The organism is Candidatus Brevundimonas phytovorans, from assembly GCA_029203145.1.
GTDB classification, from domain to species: domain Bacteria; phylum Pseudomonadota; class Alphaproteobacteria; order Caulobacterales; family Caulobacteraceae; genus Brevundimonas; species Brevundimonas phytovorans.
Map to the genome: position 1 here is coordinate 591,532 of CP119309.1, position 18,162 is coordinate 609,693.

Sequence of the window (18,162 nt, forward strand, 5' to 3'; positions counted from 1 at the left end):
GTCTAGCACGGCTTCAGTCCAGTTCCTGAACCCCGCCGCCCGAGACGGTCAGAACCTGGCCGCTGATCCAGGCGGCGGCGGGCGAGCACAGGAAGAGGGCGGCGTTGGCGATGTCCTGCGGCTGGCCCAGACGGCCCAGCGGCGTGTGCTTCAGCATGGCCGCCTCGATCTCGGGCGTCAGGACGGTGGACAGGGCGTGGGTCTTGATGGCCCCCGGCGCGATGGCGTTGACCCGGATGCCCTTGGGGCCCAGGTCGAAGGCGACGTTGCGGGTCAGATGATTGACCGCCGCCTTGGACGCTCCATAGGAGGCCATGCGGCTGTTCTTGTTCTCGCCGGCCATCGAGGAAATGTTGAGGATCGCCCCGCCGCCCGCCGCCTCCATGTGGGGCGCGACGATCTGCATGAAGCGGAACATGGCGAAGACGTTGAGCTGGAAGGCCCATTCGAAATCGCTCATCGGCATGTCGAAGGGCTTGGGCCCGCCGCCGCCCGCGTTGTTGGCCAGGATCGTCACCTTGCCGAAGGCCTTGATGGCGGCGTCCACGGCGGCCTGTCGATGGGCCTCGTCGGTGACGTTGCATTCCAGGGCGATGGCCCGTCCGCCCGCAGCGACGATGGCCGCCGCCACCTCATCAGCGCCGTCCTTATTCAGGTCGGTGACGACCACGGCGGCCCCTGCCTGAGCAAAGGTCTCGGCGATGCCGCGCCCGATCCCGGCGGCCCCGCCGGTCACGATGGCGACATCGTTCTCAAGTCGGAAAACGGAATCCATGATGGTCGGACCTCTTGGCCTGCGAGCAGCCTGAAGAAGATACGAGGCTGGAACGGCTTCGGTTCCGTCGGCCTGGCGACGCAGAGCAACGAATGGCATAGCTTCCACCCAGGGGCGCGCTGCGGACTGGTCGCGGGGCGAGACAAGGGGTGGGAATGATGACGGCGATTCTGGACGGTTTTCGGCGGTTGGCTGATTTCAGCGGTCGTGATCGGCGCGGGCGATTCTGGCCCTATGCGCTGGTGGTGGTCGTGCTGCTCTATGTGGGCTTGATGCTGGCCATGATCCCGACCATGGCGACCATGTTTGGCGAGGCGGCGCGCTTTGCCGCTGAACATCCCGACAAGGCGACGGTGGTCACGGGGCCGGGGCAATATTCAGTCGAGATCCATGATCCCGCCTCCATGCCGATGCTGGATCTAGGGCCTCTTTTCTGGGCGGTACGGCTGGTGTTTGTCGCGGCTGCGATCCTGCTGGCTGCGGCGGTGACGCGACGATTGCACGACACGGGGCGGGCCGGGTGGTGGGGGCTGCCGCCGCTGGTGTTTGCCGCGATCGCCTCGACCCTGTTTCCCTGGGTGATCGAGCGGCTCATGCAGTCGGAGGAGGCCGCGCTCGGCCCCTTCTTCCTGCTGTTCGCCAACAATATGCTCTACATCATCAGCCTGATCGGGCTGATCGTCCTGCTGGCCTTGAGGGGGGCGTCAGGACCGAACCGCTATGGGGCAGAGGCGGGCTGAGATCGCCTCAGCCCGCTTCCTTCAGCTGCTCTTCCAGCCCCTGTTCGCGGACCTTGCGGTACAGGGTCGAGCGGCCGATGCCGAGGCGTCGGGCGATCTCGCTCATGTGGCCGGAATAGACCTCGATGGCGTGCTGGATCAGGTCGCGTTCGATCTCTTCCAGCGTGCGCAGGTGGCCGCGGGCGTCGATGATGCGGACCGGGCTGTCGGGCTGGGCTTCGGCCTGGTCGTCGCTGTGCGGCGTCTCGGCGCGGTCATGCGAGATGGCGGCGCCAGACGTCAGCGGCATGGCGACGCCCGAGATGGCCGGGAAGTCGTGCGGCTGCAACAGCGGCGAATCGGCCAGCACCAGGGCGCGATAGATCGAGTTTTCCAGCTGGCGCACGTTGCCGGGCCAGTCGAAGGCCTGCAGCAGGGCCATGGTCTCGACGGCGCAGCCGGCGACGCGCTTGCCTTCCTCGACGTTGAAGCGGGCGATGAAATGCTCGACCAGGGCCGGGATGTCCTCGCGCCGTTCGCGCAGGGCCGGGGCCTCGATGGGGAAGACGTTCAGGCGATAGAAGAGGTCCTCGCGGAAGGCGCCTTCCTTGACCTGCTGGGCCGGGTCGCGATTGGTGGCCGAGACGATGCGGACGTCGACCTTGACGGCGCGCTTCGATCCGACCGGGTCGATCTCGCCTTCCTGCAGGGCGCGCAGCAGCTTGACCTGCATGTCCAGCGGCAGTTCGCCGATCTCGTCCAGGAACAGGGTGCCGCCGTTGGCCTCCATGAACTTGCCGGCGTGCTTGTCGGTGGCGCCGGTGAAGCTGCCCTTCTCGTGACCGAACAGGATCGACTCGACCAGGTTGGCGGGCAGGGCGCCGCAGTTGACGGCCACGAAGGGCTTGCCGGCCCGGTCCGAGGCACCGTGCAGGGCGCGGGCGATGACTTCTTTACCGACGCCGCTTTCGCCGGTGATCAGCACCGGGATGCCGGACTTGGCGGCGCGCGCGCCCAGAGCCTTGACCATGCGCATCGGCGGGCTGTCGCCGACGATGTCGTCGAACGAGGTCCGGCCCGAGACGTGTTTCTTCAGGCGGCCGATCTCGGCCGACAGCTGGGTCAGCTGCAGGGCGTTGCGCACCCCGATCAGCAGGCGCTCCGGCCCGACCGGCTTGACGAAGAAGTCCTGGGCCCCGGCCTGCATGGCCTTGACCACGGTCTCGATGCCGCCGTTAGCTGTTAAAACGATGACGGGCGTGGGAACGCCCGCCGTGCGGATCTCCGCCAGGGTCTCCAGCCCCGAAAGGCCCGGCATGACGAGATCCAGCAGAACCACGTCGGCGCCGCCGCCCTTGGTCAGGCGGTCGATGGCCTCGCCCCCGCTCTCGGCGTGGACGACGGCATAGCCTTCGCGGTCGAGCACCGCCTGAATCAGGCGGCGCTGCGTGGGATCATCGTCGACGACCAGAACGGTCTTGGCCATGTGAAACACACCCTAAAACATCACCGTAACGGCCGTCCTCGTTGCTCGGGATCGGCTCGTTTCCAGCTCACCCTAGACCACAGGGGGTGAAGATCGGGTTTCGGAGACCTGAGTCAGGGGTTAACGGCGACGGGTGACGGGCAGTCCTGTTCGGGCTGGAATCGACCCAGGCCGCGTGCGGTCGACAGGTCGGGCCAGACCGGCGCGACCGGCGCCGTCTGCGGGTCCTTCAGCAGGTCGCGCACATTGGCGGGGCCGGAACCGCAGTAGGCGACGCGATAGTCGCCCTGATGCGTCCAGGCGCCGTCAGTCCCTTTCGCGAACAGGGCGATGCGGTAGCTGTCGGCCAGCAGGACCTCGACCTTGCTGTCGCCGTTCAGATCGCGGGCGGTGGCCACGCAGTCGATGGGGTCCTGACAGCCATAGCGGGGGTCGTTGGGACGCACCGGGGTCACGAACCCGGCGGGCAGGGCGGCCTCGACGGGCCAGGCGCTGATGCGCGGCGTGCGGGGCGGAATGGACTCGTCAGTCTGTTTCAGGGCGTAGCGGTCCTTGCTCGCCTGCGCCGCCTTGGCCCGGCGCGCGACCTCGGCGTCTGACGACCTGGCCAGATCGGCCAGGGCCGCCTGACCAGTCTTGCCCGCCTCAAAGCGCAGGAAGGCGTAGTCGAACTGCGCCGCGCTGACGGCGCCGCGCTTCAGCCGGGCGACCTGATCCCCGACCGACAGGCGGGCGGGGTCCAGCAGGGGGCTGAACAGGGCCAGGATGACGGCGACGGTCAGGACGGCGGCGGCGACATTGGTCCGCTCCAGCGGCTTCATCCACGCCGTCTTCTTCCAGAAGGGACAAAGCGCCGCCCAGCCGTAACCTGCCGCATAGACCACCCCGACCAGGGCGCAGGCCGAGGCGATGATCCGGTCCGGCGTCAGGCCGTGCTGGCCGATGCGAAGGCTTAAGCCCCAGATCGCGATCAGGATCAGCGGCGTCAGCAGGACGGCGGCGACCCGCACGGCGACGCGCAACACCACGGGCGGCAGGTTGTCCTCGCGTCCGTCCTGATAGGCGGTGTTGATCAGGATGATCAGGGCGGCGGCCGCCGACAGCACCAGAGCCGTGGCGCTGCCCGTCTTCCACAACCCGTCCAGTCCGGTGAAGGGCAGGGCCGCAAGGAAGCCCGCCACCAACACGGTGATGACCAGCAGCAGCCAGGACAGCAGCATCAGGGCCACGGTCCGCACGCCCCGGATCAGGCCCGCCCGCACGTCGGTCAGTTGCACGGCGACGGCGAAGACCAGACAGGTGACGGGGATGGCGAACCACTCCTCGCCGATCAGGTCGGACAGGAAGCTGAGGCCGATGATGCGGAACAGAGCCGCGCCCAGGAACAGCAGCAGCCAGAAGGCGCCGGTGAAGCCCAGCGACAGGGCCAACTGCACCCCGGCCTTCCACGCCGTGTCGAAATAGTCGTCGAAGTCAGCGATCCAGCGGCGGCTTGCCGCCGCCGGGACGATCAGATGGTGGGCGATGAACAGCGCGGAGGCGCTGAAGGCCACGACCGGGAAACGCAGATAGGGCGGGCGGAAATAGTCGCTCGTCTGTTGCGCGGCGTCATGCCAGCCCAGCAGGGCCAGAACCGCTGCGGCGACCACGCCCCAGAGCGCCAGCGCCTTGACCGACAACCGTCCCACCCCCGCCAGCAGCATGACGGGCGTAAAGGCGCAGGCCAGGACCAGGGCCGCAAACAGCGGCGGGTTGGTCGCGGGCCAGGTCAAGGCGTCGTGCGTCGCCATGCTGCGATAGAGGCCATAGAGCAGCAGCCCCTGCACCAGACCGATCCCCAGTCGCGCGACCGCCAGCCCCTTCGTCCCGCCCAGCGAGGCGCGTCCGGTCTGGTCGTGGAACGGGTCGGTCATGGCGTGGCCCCTTGCGCTTGGCCGGCAGGGTGGACTGTGAAGGCGAGAAGGGAAAGTGCTCACCCCATCCTTCCTTCTCCCCTTGCGGGAGAAGGTGGCCCGCGTAGCGGGTCGGATGAGGGGTCTCGCTGCCTCCCCCAAACCCGCTCATCCCGGCCTTCGCCGGGATGAGCGGTAAAAAGGGGCAGCCTTCACATCCAGCCCCGCCAATCCCTGAAACTGCAAGGGATTGAGCGCCGCCATCCCCCGGTGCAGCCTGCCCGTCATGGGCGCCGGGAGTAGCCGCGAACAGCGGCGCCTGCCCCGAGCTCATGTCCAACTCTTCGCGCGGGGCGTCGGTCTTCGTCGAAACGGTACTACTCATCTGTCTCCGGGCGAAGGCCCGGCGCCCCGTCCAGCCCTCTCGACCTGCCGCGCCTGCGCGGCGGGGCGAGGCCGCATGCCTCGTCACCCGGACCTCTGCCATGGAAGCCGCGAAGGGGTGCGGCGCTGAAACCCTTTGGCCAGAGCCGGAGAGGCGGTGCGGAATGTCGCCATGCGCTGCGCGGGCTTGAGCCGCGCGCGGGCGTCGCTATAAGAGCCGTCGAAATCCTGACTCTTTTTCGGAAGACCTGAATGGCCGACCAGCACGCAGACAACGCCGAACACGCCTATGTGCATGGCGCGATGGAAATCTCGGAGCAGGTCTCGACCTGGCATCTGTTCCTCTTCCTGGCCAAGTGGGGCTCGCTGGCGACCGCGGCGCTCCTGGTGCTGCTGACGGTGTGGTTCGCCGTGGGCGCGGGCTTCCTGGCCGGCGCGATCAGCGGCGTGGTGGTTTTCGTGGCGGGCTTCTTCGCCCTGCGCTCCAAGCCCGCGCACTGAGGTTTGCGCCGCGTCTGCGGCGTTACGACCTGGGGATCAGCCCGTCGAGCCGCGTGCTCGGCGGGCTTTTCTTTTGCATCGCAGCGTAAGCGCGGGCACGAACTTGCCTTGCTGAGCGCCTGTTAGCGCTATTTGGGCAATAAAATTACGCAAGTGCAGCAATTCGGACTTTGACGCGCCCTTCTGCTTCGTCCTAACGTTCGGGCTCTGGGGGACTTGGGAGGGATTCGCTTGGCTGTCGCCATCGCCGTGACCCGCGAACGCCGTGAAGGCGAAACGCGTTGCGCTGTAACGCCGGAGACGGTGAAGAAGCTGATCGCCCTGGGCGCGACCGTCTCGGTCGAGGCCGGGACGGGCCTCGGCTCGTCCATTCCCGACGCCGACTACGCCGAGGCCGGGGCCACGGTGAAGCCCGACACCCGCGCGGTGCTGGAGGGCGCCGACATCGTGCTGAAGGTGCGCGGCCCGACGGCGCAGGAAACCAGCGCGCTCAAGCCCGGCGCCATCGTCATCGCCATGCTGGACGCCTATCGCGAGAAGGACACGGTCGAGGCGCTGAAAGGCGCCAACGTCACCGCCTTCGCCATGGAATTCGTGCCGCGCATCACCCGCGCCCAGGTCATGGACGTGCTGTCGTCCCAGGCCAATCTGGCCGGCTACCGCGCGGTGATCGAGGCGGCCTACGCCTTTGGCAAGGGCTTCCCGATGATGATGACGGCGGCGGGCACGGTCGCCCCGGCCAAGGTCTTCGTCATGGGCGTCGGCGTCGCGGGCTTGCAGGCCATCGCCACGGCCCGGCGTCTGGGCGCGGTCGTCACCGCCACCGACGTGCGCCCGGCCACCAAGGAACAGGTCGAAAGCCTCGGCGCCAAATTCCTGGCCGTCGAGGACGAAGAGTTCAAGAACGCGCAGACCGCTGGCGGCTACGCCAAGCCGATGTCGCCGGAATACCAGGCCAAGCAGGCCGTCCTGACCGGCGAACACATCAGGAAGCAGGACATCGTCATCACCACGGCCCTGATCCCCGGTCGCGCGGCGCCGGTGCTGGTCAGCGCCGAACAGGTGGCCTCGATGAAGCCGGGTTCGGTCCTGATCGATCTGGCGGTCGAGGCGGGCGGCAATGTCGCCGGCGCCAAGGCGGGCGAGGTCGTGACCACGGCGAACGGCGCCTCCATCGTCGGCTACACCAACCTGCCGGGCCGGATCGCAGCCGACGCCAGCGCCCTCTATGCGCGCAACCTGACGGCCTTCGTCGGGTTGATGCTCAAGGACGGCGTCGTGACGCTGGATCTGGAAGACGAAATCCTCAAGGCCGCCGTCGTGACGCACGGCGGGGCCGTGGTGCATGAGGGCGTGAAGGGATGAATGCGCTTCGCTTGATCGCGACGATCACAGCCTACCTGATCGGCGTTGGTGGTTCGCTTTTGGCCGTGGGGAACCTGCCGTTCGGCGCTTTGAGTGCAGGCACCCCGCCGCCTGCCTATGTTTGGATGAATATGTTGGTTGGGGCGATCATGCCCGCTGCCCTTTCGATCGCGCTCGCGACTGGTCTGTTGCTGGTGGCGCGAGTTGATCGTCGATTGGAGCAGTTGGAATTCAAGGTGAGGCAAAGCTGACCATGGAACACGTCGATCCCACGATCTTCCGGCTGGCCATCTTCGTGCTGGCGATCTTTGTCGGTTATTATGTGGTGTGGAGCGTGACGCCGGCGCTGCACACGCCGCTGATGGCCGTGACCAACGCAATTTCCAGCGTCATCATCGTCGGCGGCCTGATCGCTGCGGCGGCGCTCAGTCCCGAGGCGGCTGGTCCGAACGCCTGGATCGCCAAGGGCGCGGGCGTGGCGGCGGTGACGCTCGCCAGCGTCAACATCTTCGGCGGCTTCATGGTCACGCGACGGATGCTGGCCATGTACAAGAAGAAGGAAAGGCCCAAGGCTTCGTGATTTTTTCGCCTGTTCTGTTCGCCTTCTATGTCTCCTGGGCCGTCACCGGTCTGGGCGTGGCCCTGTGGATCTGGAGCTGGGTGCGGGTGAAAGACCCCATCGGCAAGCTGCGGTTTCAGGACTGCGGCGTGGTGCTGGTCTTCGCCGCCGTGCTGACGCGGATCGTCATCCAGAACCGCGAGATGACCGTCTTCGACTGGGCCATGATATTCCTGGGGCCGCTGTTCATCGCCGCCGCGCTGTGGCGACTGTCCCGCACCCAAGGCCTGACCAAACGCTGAGAGTAACTATTATGAAGACCACCCTGATTTTCGCCGCCGCCCTGACCGCCGCCGTCGCCGTCTCCGGCGCCGCCTCGGCTCAGAAGACCGAAGAAGTGGGCCAGAACCCCTATGGCGGCCTGCACTGGTCCGTGGCCGCGCCGCAGGGCGCCAGCTGGGCGCTGCAATGCCAGTTCGCGCCGGTCACCATTCGCGGCATCCACATGAACCGCATCAACCACACGGGCACGGGCCACATGGCCGGCCGTCTGCCCAGCGACAACGGCAGCTGCCGCGTGACCAAGACGGGCGGCGAGGGCGGCGTGGGCGTCGCCGTGGTCAAGAACGGCGTGGCCACCTCGGCTGGCACGCGTGACGCTGCGACGCCGGCTGTCGTCAACGTCTTCTGATCTGAAATGACCGACTGACATGACCCTGGGGGAGGGGATCTGATGAACGCATCCATAGCCGCGCTGGCCTATCTGGCCGCGGGGGTCCTGTTCATCCTCTCGCTCAGGGGCTTGTCCAGCCCGGAGACCAGCCGTCGAGGCAATACGCTCGGCATGATCGGCATGGGTCTGGCCGTCGGCGTGACCCTGCTGACGCTAGGCACGTCCGGCGCGCTGGACCTGATGACCCTGGCCCTGATCGGCGGCGGCGTCGTGGTCGGCGGGGGCGCAGGCGCGCTGATCGCCAAGCGGGTGCCGATGACGGCCATGCCGCAGCTGGTGGCGGCCTTCCACTCCCTGGTCGGTCTGGCCGCCTGTCTGGTGGCGGTCGGCGCGGTCTATGCGCCTGACGCCTTCGGCATCATGACGGCCGGCGGCGGCATCAAGACCCTGTCGATCGTCGAGCTGTCGCTGGGCGTGGCCATCGGGGCCATTACCTTCACCGGCTCGGTCATCGCCTTCGCCAAGTTGGACGGCCGGATGAGCGGTTCGCCGATCCTGCTGCCGGCGCGCCACCTGATCAACATCGGCCTGGCCCTGGCGCTGGTCTTCCTTATCGGCGTGCTGATCGGCACCGGCGGCACGGCCATCTGGGCCTTCTGGGGCGTCTTCGCCATTGCGCTCATTCTGGGCGCGACCCTGATCATCCCCATCGGCGGCGCAGATATGCCGGTGGTGGTGTCGATGCTGAACTCCTATTCCGGCTGGGCCGCGGCGGCTCTGGGCTTCACGCTCGAGAACATCGCCCTGATCATCACCGGCGCCCTGGTCGGGTCGTCGGGCGCTATCCTCAGCTACATCATGTGCAAGGGCATGAACCGCAGCTTCATCAGCGTCATCCTGGGCGGCTTCGGCGGCGGGGATGCGGCGGCGGCCGGCGGCGCGGGCGCGGTCGAGACCCGCCCCGTCAAGCAGGGCTCGGCCGAGGACGCCGCCTTCATCATGAAGAACGCCTCCAAGGTCATCATCGTCCCGGGCTACGGCATGGCAGTGGCCCAGGCCCAGCACGCCCTGCGCGAAATGGCCGACAAGCTGAAGGAAGAAGGCGTCGAGGTGAAATACGCCATCCACCCCGTCGCGGGCCGGATGCCGGGCCACATGAACGTCCTGCTGGCCGAGGCCAACGTCCCCTATGACGAGGTGTTCGAGCTGGAGGACATCAACTCCGAGTTCAGCTCCGCCGACGTGGCCTTCGTCATCGGCGCCAATGACGTCACCAACCCCGCCGCCAAGACCGATCCGCAATCGCCCATTTACGGCATGCCGGTGCTGGACGTGGAGAAGGCGGGCACTGTCCTCTTCATCAAACGCGGCATGGCGGCAGGCTACGCCGGCGTCGAGAACGAACTCTTCTTCCGCGATAACACCATGATGCTGTTCGCCGACGCCAAGAAGATGGTCGAGGGGATCGTGAAGGCGCTGTGAGGCGGGTTCGCCTGCACCGTTGAGTCCCGCCGCGAACAGCGCCATCAAGGCCCTGAAACCAGCAGCGGGGCGGCCATGACGGAGGAGGGGGAGATCGTGTTCAGCGCGGACGAGATCATCGCCAACCTGTCGCTGAGCCCCCATCCCGAGGGCGGGCATTTTCGGCCCATGGCGCGCGATCCGGGGCTGGCGGCCTGCGGCTCCGAGGCGGCGACCGCCTATCGGCTGCTGACGGCGGAGGACGCCGACGACTGGCGTCCGGTCGAGACGACCGAGATATGGGCCTTCTACATGGGGGCGCCGCTGACGCTGGAACTGGTCACGGATCAGGGGCTGAGACCGCTGGTGCTCGGTCCGGATCAACCGCAGATCGCGGCCCCCGCCGGGGCCTGGCGGCGGATGCGCAGTCAGGGCGACTGGACCCTGGCCGGCTGTTCGACGGCGCCGGGCCTGGCCATCGAAGCCGTGGAGGCGCCCCGTGTCTGAACCCCGTGTCTGAACCCAAGACCAAGCCCACCGACGCGTCGGTCGAGGATTTCCTGGCGGCGGTCGAACCGGTGCGACGGCGCGAGGACGCCCGAACCGTCTGCGCCCTGATGTCCGAAATCACCGGCGAGGCGCCCGTCCTGTGGGGGCCGTCCATCGTCGGCTTTGGCCGCTACGCCAACGTCACCGCCAACGGCAAGAGCGCCGACTGGCCGCGCATGGGCTTCTCGCCGCGCAAGGCGGCCCTGACCCTCTATCTGGCCGCGACGCCGCAGACCGAAGCCCTGCTGGCGCGGCTGGGGCCGCACACGACCAGCGTGGCCTGCCTCTACATCAAGCGTCTGGATCAGGTGGACATGGGCGTGCTGCGCGATCTCTGCGTCGCCAGCCACGACGAGATGAAACGCCGCTATCCCTGATTGGCTTGCCGGGCGTGCGGAGGGGCTTATAGCGGATGGCCATGCGCACCTTCCTGATCGTCGCCGCCGCCGCCCTCCTGTCCGCCTGCGCCACGGCGCCGCTGGGGGCCGTTGAAACCCCGGTCGAGACGGTCGACCTGCTGCTGACTTCGGCCACGGTGGTCGATGTCGAGAAGGGGACGACGACGCGCGATCAACTGGTGGCCGTGCGCGGCGGGGACATCGTCGCCGTCCGGCCGGAAGGCGAGGCCAGCCGCTATCGCGCGACGCGGACGACGGACCTGGGCGACCGCTACGTCATGCCCGGTCTGTGGGATATGCACGTCCACTTCGGCGGCGGCGAGGCCCTGATCGGCGAGAACTCCGAGCTGATGCCGCTCTATGTCGTGAACGGCGTGGTTGCGGTGCGTGACGCGGCGGGCGATCTGGCGCAGCAGGTGCTGGACTGGCGCGACGCGCCGCCGACGCCGGACAGTCCGCGTATCTTCACCTCCGGCCCCAAGATCGAGGGCATAGCCCCGGTCTGGAAGGGCGTGATCGAGACCGGCAGCGAGGCCGACGTCGATGCGGCTCTGGATCGCCTTCAGGCCCTGCGCGTCGACTTCGTCAAGATCACCGACAACACCCTGAAGCCCGAGCTCTTCCTCTACGCCGTGCGCGAGGCGAAGAAGCGGGGCATGAAGACCTCGGCCCACATTCCGGCCAGCATCACCGTGCTGGAGGCCGCCGAGGCGGGCCTGTCGTCGATCGAACACCTCGACTATGCCATGAAGGCCGGCTCCAAGGATGAGGCGGCCATCGCCGCCGACTATCTGGCGGGCAAGTTCACCTACGCCCAGACCATGCGGCGCTACGCCGACACCTTTGATGTCGAGACGGCGCGGCGGGTCTATGCGCGCTTGCGGGAACTGGGCACGGCGGTGTCGCCGACCCTCTATGGCTCGACCACGCTGGCGAACCTCGATCTGGACGACCATTCGCACGACGACGGCCTGGCCTATATCGGGCCGGGCATTCGGGCCACCTATGACTGGCGCGTCCAGCGCGCGGCCCAGGCCACGCCGCAACAGGTGGCCGACCGCCACTTCGTCAAGGATGTCACCGCACGGACCCTGCCCATGCTGCGCGACGCGGGCGTGACCATCCTGACCGGGACGGATGCGGGCTTCCTCAACTCGTTCAACTATCCGGGCTTCTCGCTGCACGACGAGCTGGAGCTCTATGTGAAGCTGGGCCTGACGCCGCGCGAGGCCCTGATGGGCTCGGTCGTGGACGGGCCGCGCTTCCTCAATCAGGGCGAGCGCTATGGCGCCGTGGCGGCGGGCAAGTCGGCCGATCTGCTGGTGCTGGACGCCGACCCGCTGGCCGACGTCAGCGCTACGCGACGCATCGCCGACGTGGTGCTGCGCGGTCGTCTGATCGACGCGGCCGAGCTGGAGCGGACGCGCGGCGAGATCCGCGCCCGCGTCGCCGCTCGCAACGCGCGCTTTACGCCTTCGCCAGCGTCCTGACCCGGAAGGCCAGGAAGATCAGCAGGCCGCCGAACAGGATGGCCCAGGCCGCGATCAGCCACAGCAGGCCCATGGCCCCGCTGCCGGGCGCGAAGACGAGGATCAGGCCGAAGATCACCGACAGGACCCCCGCCGCGATCAGGGTCCACTCGTTGGCGATTTCTTTCCTCAGGCGGATAGCGCCGACGATCTCCAGCACGCCGCGCATGATCGACCAGAAGCCGATCAGATAGACCAGGACCAGAGCCGTCAGTCCGGGCCAGACGAAAGCCACTATCCCGGCCAGAATGCTGACCACCCCGCCCAACGCCAGCCACCAGCGCGGGGCGATGCCGCCGCCGCGAATGGCGGCGATCAGGGCCAGAATCCCGTCCGCCAGGGCGTAGATTCCATAGACGAGGATCAGGCTCAGCAGGCTGATCTGCGGCCAGACGAAGGTCGCGACGCCAAAGGCGATGGCGATGATCCCGCGTAGCAGCAATAGCCACCAGGACCGATGAAGGGCCGACTTCACGATGCTTTCAAGCGAAGGCGCGGCGGTATGGGACGACGTCATCGGCAGTTCCCCGTCTGGCGGGACCGGAATGGTCACGCTTGGGCGAACGCGAAAGGGCGGAACGCGGTTCCGTCAGGCCGCCAGGCGCCAGTCTGCGGGGGAGGTCGAGGGGGCTGCGTGGAACTCGTCCCACAGAGCGTCTTCGTCCGAGTAGCGGCTGCTGGCGGAGGCCGAGATGACGTCCACCACCTGTTCTTCCTGACGGTCCCAGATCACGGCCAGGTCCGAGGCGCCGTCGGCTTCGCACGGCACGATCATGTAACGGGTGGCGAAGGTCTGGCGGGCGGGCTTCTGGACGGTGGGGGTGCGGGCGAAGGCCATGTCGTGATCTCCTGAAGCGATTGCCTCTTGCTGATGTTGAGAGGATGCGACAGCATTACGTCAGTTACGGACGTATCTCTGTGGAGAAGTTTCTTGCGGCACGACAAGGCGGCGATGGTCATCGATCTGGCGCGGGGCATGGCGGCCAGCGCCGAGGGGCTGACGATCAATGACATGGCGGGGCAACTGCGGGTAGGGCGCCGCACCGCCGAGCGGATGCGCGACGCCGTCCTGATGCTGTTCCCTCAGGTCGAGGAGGTGTCGGACCCGCCGAGCAAGCGCTGGCGCATTCGCGGTGGTCTGTCGGCCTTCGAACAGGCGCCGACCGCGACCGAAATGCTGGAACTGAGCAAGGCGGCGGCGGTCCTCCGCGCGGCAGGCGAACCGGCTCGGGCGGCGGCGCTGGAGGGGCTGGAGCGCAAGGTCAAGGCGGCCATGCGCTCGACCACCCTGAACCGCATGGCCCCTGATCTGGAGGCCTTGGTCCGGGCCGAGACCATCGCCGTCCAGGCGGGGCCAAGGCCCACCGCTGACGAGACCATGCTGGCGGAGATTCGCGGCGCCGTCCTGGCCGAGCGTCCGCTGAGTTTCATCTATGCCCGTCCCGGCGCCGAGGCGCGCAGCCGTAGCGTGGCGCCGTGCGGTCTGATGTTCGGGCGCGCCAACTATCTGGTGGCGGCGGACCGCGAGAGCGGGCGCATCCAGACCTTCCGCCTGGACCGCATGTCCTCGGTCGAGGCAGGCGAAGGGACGGCGCGTCCGCCCGCCGACTTCGACCTGGCGGCCTTCGCCAGTCAGTCCTTCGGCATCTATCAGGACGAGATCGAAGATGTGGTCCTGCGGATCACGCCAGAGGGCGCGACCGAGGCGCGCGGCTGGCGCTGGCACCCGACCCAGGCCATCGAGGACCAGCCGGACGGCTCGGTCGTGGTGCGCTTCCGCGCCTCTGGGATGCGCGAACTGGCCTGGCACCTGTTCAGCTGGGGCGAGCAGGTGACGATCGAGGCGCCGCAGCGGCTGAAATCCGTGATGGCGGGCGAACTGGCGGCGGCGGGCCGCGCCCTTTCACGGGCGCAATCGTGAGCAAACCGTAAGCTGACGCCGGCGCGGCGTCGCCTATGTTCAAGCTGAACAGCCCGGAGTTTCCCGCCTTGCGTCTGAAAGCCTTCGCCGTTTCGACTGCTCTGACCGCCACCTTGCTGGGCGCCTGCGCCGCTGCGCCGCTGCCTCCGGGGACTTGGGACGCGCGGGCCGCGCCCGTGGTCGAGGTCACGCGCGACGGGGACCGCTGGACGGCGGACTATGTCTTCAATCGCGAAGCGCCCGTTTGGGCCTTCATGGACTCGGCGCTGATGACCGATGTGCGTCAGCCGTGGCGGCCGACGCAATGGACGGTCGAGACGCCCGGCGTCATCATGGAACGGCGCGGCCATTATGACGTGATCCGCAGTCTGGACGGGGGACCTGTGCCGCGTCAGGTGCGCTTTTCGCTCAAGCCCAAGGCTGTTTATCTGGAGGCGGAATACGGGACGCTGACGTTTTCCGACGGCGCTGTGGCCTTGCCGACGCGCCAGTTCGACGTCTTCGCCCTGCCGTCCGTCGAGGCGGCCGAGGCCATGCCCGCGGACCTGAACGGCGTCGATCTGGAGGGCGGGGCCTCCACCGTCTCCTGGCGCGACACGGCCGGCCCGGTGCTGTTCAACGGCAAGCGGCAGGCCAATCTGACCACGACGGGCGAACGGTCCTATGTCCTGCTGGGGCAGGCGCGGGTGACGCCGGGCGAGGGGCTGACCACGGTCATCGATCCCAACCTGCCGCCGTGGATAGGCGAGGAGATCCGCAGCTTCGCCCCCCATGTCGGCGACTACTACCTGCGGCGCCTGGGCGCGCCGGGCGTGGGCAGCGAGGCCTCGACCGTCATGGTCAGCTGGAACGGCCCGACCGAGCGGCTGTCCAGCATGGGTGGGAGCGTCCTGCCGGGGCTGGTCGTCATGCAGTTTGAGGGCGTCGGCGTGTTGCGGCCCAGCGCGGAAATGCTGGAACGGTCGCGCTGGTTCATCGGCCATGAAAGCGCGCACTTCTGGCTGGGACAGGCGGTGCGTTATGAGTTCGCGCGTGAGGCCTGGATCACCGAGGGCGGGGCCGACCTGATGGCGGTGCGGGCGCTGAAGGCGCTGGACCAGGCCTATGACGCCCGCGCCGAGCTACAGACCGAGGTGGACGACTGCATCAGTCTGAGCCGCGACAAGCCAGTCTCGGAGGCGGGCGATCGGGGGGAGCATCGGGCCTACTACGCCTGCGGCGCCGTCTTCGCCCTAGCGGCGGAAGGGGCGCAGAAGCGGCGCGACGGCGGCGACTGGTTCGACTTCCTGCGCCCGGTGCTGGCGGCCAGTCGCGACGACGGCGTGCTGAGCCGGACCGAATGGCTGGACGCCCTGACCCGCGTTTCGGGCGATCCATCGCTGGCCCCGACCATCGACCGTATGCTGGATCAGGGTGCGGCCGATCCGGCGGCTGAGATCGCCAGCCTGTTCAGCAGGACCGGTGTTCCGCACCGGGTAGAGAACGGCAGGGTCATATTGATCTGATCGCTGTTATTTGATCGGGATCAAGGACAGAAGTTCGGCTCAGGCGTTCTATCGTTCTGGAACGAGAGGAAGTCGCGATGACCTGGTCCAGCCTGATCGTCTATGTCGATGACGAAGCCGACAACACCCAAAGGATCGAGCAGGCCGCCGCCCTGGCCAAGGCGCACGGCGCCCACCTGATCGGGGTGTCGGCCTGCGCGCCTGAAACGCCGATGGCCGACGCCTATGGGGCAGGAATTCTGTTGGGCGAGGTGCTGAACGCCCAGCATGAGCGGGCCGAGAGCGCGCTGAAGGGCGCCGAGGCGCGGTTCCGTGAGATCGCCACTCGCGCGGGTGTGGGCTGCGAATGGCGGGCCGATGTGGGCGACCCGACGGCCTTGCTCGTCAAGCATGCCCGCGCCGCAGACGTTCTGATCGTCGGGCGTGACTCCGCCAACGCCAGCGGCTGGCGGGCGCCACATCCGGCGGACCTGACCATGCGGGCCGGGCGGTCGGTGATGATCGTGCCGCCGAACCCGGCGCGGGCGGTCGCGGGCGCGCCGGTGCTGCTGGCCTGGACCGACAGTCGAGAGAGCCGGTTGGCCGCCATCGCCGCCATCCCCCTGCTGCGCGAGGCCGAAAGCGTGCGCGTGCTGGAGCTGTGTGATCCTGAGGACATGGACGGGGCTCGCCTGCGCACCGCCGACGTGACCGGATGGCTGCGGCGTCACGGCGTTAACGCTGAGGCTGAAGCTCGCGCCCACGACGACCGCTCGGCGGGGCGTCGTCTGCTGGACTGCGCCGCCGAGATGAAGGCCGGGGCCGTCGTCAGCGGCGCCTGGGGCCATGCCCGGATGCGTCAGTGGATATTCGGCGGTGTGACTCAGACCCTGATCACCGAGAGCCCTGTGGCGCTGCTGTTGGCGCATTAACGCCCTTCTCCCGCAAGGGGGAGGGGCATTTAGGCGAAAGGATAGGGACTGACGGACTTGGACCAGTCGTCCACCGTCAGCGCCCGCCCGACCGGCGGGGCGGCGCGTTCGGCGCAGGGGTGGCGTTCACACAGGCGGCAGGCGGGGCCGATGGGCGTGACCTCGGGCTTCTGCAGGTCCAGGCCGCGCGCATAGATCAGGCGGTGGGCGTGCTTCAGCTCGCAGCCCAGGCCGATGGCCAGGTCCTGTCCTTCGGTGAAGGCGTCCTGACCCTGGCGATCCACGGTGCGGGCCAGGGTGAACCAGCGCGAACCATCCGGCGTCTCGATGATCTGGGTGACGATGCGGCCCGGCGTGCGGAAGGCCGAGTGCAGCCGCCAGCGCGGGCAGGCTCCGCCGAAGCGCGAAAAGGGAAAGGCGCCCGAGGCGTATCGCTTGGACACATTCCCCGCCTGATCCACCCGCATCAGGAAAAAGGGCACGCCGCGCGCCGTCGGCCGCGACAGCGTCGTCAGCCGGTGCGCCGCCTGCTCGAAGCCGACGCCGAAGCGGGCTTGGAGACGGGCCAGATCATAGCCGGTCTCTTCCGCCGTGCGCTGGAAGGCGGCGTAGGGCATCAGGATGGCGGCGGCCAGGCTGTTGGTCAGCGAGGTCTTCAGCAGGTTGCGCGTCGGCGCGTCGGGGGCGTTGGCCGCGTCGGTCAGGGTCTGAAGCTCGGCCCCGTGCTCCATCAAGGCCAGCTGGCAGGCGACGGCGAAGGCGCGCGAGGACGGGCCGAGCGTGTCGGACAGCAGCAGCCGTCCGCGGTGGGGATCGAAGCGGCGGGTCCATTCCACCATGACCTCGGCGGGCAGGGTGCGGACCGTCAGGCCGTGGCGGGCGAACAGCCGCGCGCGGGCCAGGGCCTCGAAGCTTTCGTCTGGCGACGACGCCTCGGCGCGCAGGGCCTCGTGCAGGGCTTCGCCTAAGGCGTCCAGTTCGGGGACGTGATTGTGGCGGCTCTGGATGTATTCGCGCACCCATTCCGACGGGCTGTCGGCGGGGGAGGCGGCGCCGGCCACCTCGGCCTCGGCCCGGTCGCGCACGCGGCGGTCGGAGAAGGCGCGATACAGCCGCAGGATGGCGTCGGCGGCGGCGGGCTGATCCTCGGCCAGCTGCACGATCTCGTGGCGCGGCACGGCCAGGCCCTGGAACAGGGGGTCGGCGAAGGCCTCGGCCAGCTCGGCCTCGGAGGCTGGACCGCCCGACTGACCGAGGTTGCGCAGGTCCACGTCATAGGTCTCGGCCAGACGCAGCAGCAACTGGGCCGAAACAGGGCGCTGATTGCGCTCGATGTGGTTCAGATAGGAGGGCGAGACGCCCAGATCGCTCGCCATCGCCGTCTGCGACAGGCCGAGGTCGCGCCTCAGCCGCTTCAGGCGGCCGCCGAGGAAGAGTTTGCGATCGGCGGCGGCGTTCATGACGCGATGATGTCACGATATGACTGAATGGCAAGTGTCATGATGTGACTGTTTGACTTCAATGATTGCGGTGC

At 68.1% G+C, this 18,162-nt stretch carries 20 protein-coding genes; 14 read left to right on the plus strand and 6 right to left on the minus strand.

The features are described 5' to 3' along the window. Window positions 1-13: 13 nt before the first annotated feature. The gene (gene hdhA, locus P0Y52_02940) at window positions 14-775 is read right to left on the minus strand and encodes a 7-alpha-hydroxysteroid dehydrogenase (GenBank protein ID WEK58512.1); all 762 of its coding nucleotides are present in this window, start codon (window positions 773-775) and stop codon (window positions 14-16) included. A gap of 155 nt (window positions 776-930) precedes the next feature. On the opposite strand from hdhA, the gene P0Y52_02945 reads away from it, so the two are divergent. Then, the gene (locus tag P0Y52_02945; GenBank protein WEK58513.1) at window positions 931-1,515 is read left to right on the plus strand and encodes a DUF805 domain-containing protein; all 585 of its coding nucleotides are present in this window, start codon (window positions 931-933) and stop codon (window positions 1,513-1,515) included. Between the two features lie 7 nt (window positions 1,516-1,522). Here P0Y52_02945 and P0Y52_02950 read toward each other — a convergent pair whose 3' ends face one another. Both P0Y52_02950 and P0Y52_02955 read right to left on the minus strand, forming a co-directional pair. Continuing rightward, a complete protein-coding gene (locus P0Y52_02950) occupies window positions 1,523-2,980 on the minus strand; it encodes a sigma-54 dependent transcriptional regulator (GenBank protein ID WEK58514.1) in 1,458 nt (485 codons plus the stop codon). A gap of 113 nt (window positions 2,981-3,093) precedes the next feature. Next, window positions 3,094-4,893, minus strand: a complete 1,800-nt coding sequence (locus P0Y52_02955; GenBank protein WEK58515.1) for a DUF4153 domain-containing protein — start codon at window positions 4,891-4,893, stop codon at window positions 3,094-3,096. A 615-nt stretch (window positions 4,894-5,508) separates the two neighbouring features. Between P0Y52_02955 and P0Y52_02960 the strand changes: the two genes are divergently transcribed. The 10 genes from P0Y52_02960 (at window position 5,509) to P0Y52_03005 (ending at window position 12,252) form a co-directional block, all read left to right on the plus strand. Then, window positions 5,509-5,757: an aa3-type cytochrome c oxidase subunit IV gene (locus P0Y52_02960; protein ID WEK58516.1), complete on the plus strand. Its 249-nt coding sequence runs from the start codon at window positions 5,509-5,511 to the stop codon at window positions 5,755-5,757. A 231-nt stretch (window positions 5,758-5,988) separates the two neighbouring features. Further along, window positions 5,989-7,122, plus strand: a complete 1,134-nt coding sequence (locus P0Y52_02965; GenBank protein WEK58517.1) for a Re/Si-specific NAD(P)(+) transhydrogenase subunit alpha — start codon at window positions 5,989-5,991, stop codon at window positions 7,120-7,122. Between the two features lie 11 nt (window positions 7,123-7,133). Beyond that, window positions 7,134-7,373, plus strand: coding sequence for a hypothetical protein (locus P0Y52_02970; GenBank protein ID WEK58518.1), 240 nt, complete (start codon window positions 7,134-7,136; stop codon window positions 7,371-7,373). A gap of 2 nt (window positions 7,374-7,375) precedes the next feature. After that, on the plus strand, window positions 7,376-7,702 hold the full coding sequence (locus P0Y52_02975) for an NAD(P) transhydrogenase subunit alpha (protein ID WEK58519.1): 327 nt from the start codon (window positions 7,376-7,378) through the stop codon (window positions 7,700-7,702). After that, window positions 7,699-7,983 (plus strand): hypothetical protein, encoded by a 285-nt coding sequence (locus P0Y52_02980; protein WEK58520.1) that lies wholly within the window; start codon window positions 7,699-7,701, stop codon window positions 7,981-7,983. The genes P0Y52_02975 and P0Y52_02980 overlap by 4 nt, the downstream gene beginning before the upstream one ends. An 11-nt stretch (window positions 7,984-7,994) precedes the next feature. Next, window positions 7,995-8,372: a hypothetical protein gene (locus tag P0Y52_02985; protein ID WEK58521.1), complete on the plus strand. Its 378-nt coding sequence runs from the start codon at window positions 7,995-7,997 to the stop codon at window positions 8,370-8,372. Window positions 8,373-8,414: 42 nt separating this feature from the next. Continuing rightward, window positions 8,415-9,836, plus strand: a complete 1,422-nt coding sequence (locus tag P0Y52_02990) for an NAD(P)(+) transhydrogenase (Re/Si-specific) subunit beta (protein WEK58522.1) — start codon at window positions 8,415-8,417, stop codon at window positions 9,834-9,836. Window positions 9,837-9,911: 75 nt separating this feature from the next. Beyond that, the gene (locus P0Y52_02995; protein ID WEK58523.1) at window positions 9,912-10,322 is read left to right on the plus strand and encodes a cupin domain-containing protein; all 411 of its coding nucleotides are present in this window, start codon (window positions 9,912-9,914) and stop codon (window positions 10,320-10,322) included. A 5-nt stretch (window positions 10,323-10,327) separates the two neighbouring features. After that, window positions 10,328-10,741 carry a DUF1801 domain-containing protein gene (locus P0Y52_03000; GenBank protein WEK58524.1) on the plus strand — a complete coding sequence of 138 codons (414 nt, stop codon included), beginning with the start codon at window positions 10,328-10,330 and terminating at the stop codon, window positions 10,739-10,741. A 35-nt stretch (window positions 10,742-10,776) separates the two neighbouring features. Beyond that, on the plus strand, window positions 10,777-12,252 hold the full coding sequence (locus P0Y52_03005; protein WEK58525.1) for an amidohydrolase family protein: 1,476 nt from the start codon (window positions 10,777-10,779) through the stop codon (window positions 12,250-12,252). On the opposite strand, the gene P0Y52_03010 is transcribed toward P0Y52_03005, so the two are convergent. Together P0Y52_03010 and P0Y52_03015 are read right to left on the minus strand one after the other, a co-directional pair. Beyond that, window positions 12,230-12,808, minus strand: coding sequence for an HdeD family acid-resistance protein (locus P0Y52_03010; protein ID WEK58526.1), 579 nt, complete (start codon window positions 12,806-12,808; stop codon window positions 12,230-12,232). The two genes, P0Y52_03005 and P0Y52_03010, sit on opposite strands and share 23 nt — an antisense overlap. A 72-nt stretch (window positions 12,809-12,880) precedes the next feature. Beyond that, window positions 12,881-13,129 carry a hypothetical protein gene (locus P0Y52_03015; GenBank protein ID WEK58527.1) on the minus strand — a complete coding sequence of 83 codons (249 nt, stop codon included), beginning with the start codon at window positions 13,127-13,129 and terminating at the stop codon, window positions 12,881-12,883. 93 nt (window positions 13,130-13,222) lie between these two features. Between P0Y52_03015 and P0Y52_03020 the strand changes: the two genes are divergently transcribed. The 3 genes from P0Y52_03020 (at window position 13,223) to P0Y52_03030 (ending at window position 16,628) form a co-directional block, all read left to right on the plus strand. Further along, on the plus strand, window positions 13,223-14,212 hold the full coding sequence (locus P0Y52_03020) for a WYL domain-containing protein (GenBank protein ID WEK58528.1): 990 nt from the start codon (window positions 13,223-13,225) through the stop codon (window positions 14,210-14,212). A gap of 35 nt (window positions 14,213-14,247) precedes the next feature. Beyond that, entirely contained in the window at window positions 14,248-15,717 is a 1,470-nt protein-coding gene (locus P0Y52_03025) for a hypothetical protein (protein WEK58529.1), read from the plus strand. Between the two features lie 77 nt (window positions 15,718-15,794). After that, window positions 15,795-16,628, plus strand: coding sequence for a universal stress protein (locus P0Y52_03030; protein ID WEK58530.1), 834 nt, complete (start codon window positions 15,795-15,797; stop codon window positions 16,626-16,628). A 29-nt stretch (window positions 16,629-16,657) separates the two neighbouring features. Here the strand turns inward: P0Y52_03030 and P0Y52_03035 are convergent, their stop codons facing one another. Next, window positions 16,658-18,088 carry a short-chain fatty acyl-CoA regulator family protein gene (locus P0Y52_03035; protein WEK58531.1) on the minus strand — a complete coding sequence of 477 codons (1,431 nt, stop codon included), beginning with the start codon at window positions 18,086-18,088 and terminating at the stop codon, window positions 16,658-16,660. Between the last annotated feature and the right edge of the window lie 74 nt (window positions 18,089-18,162).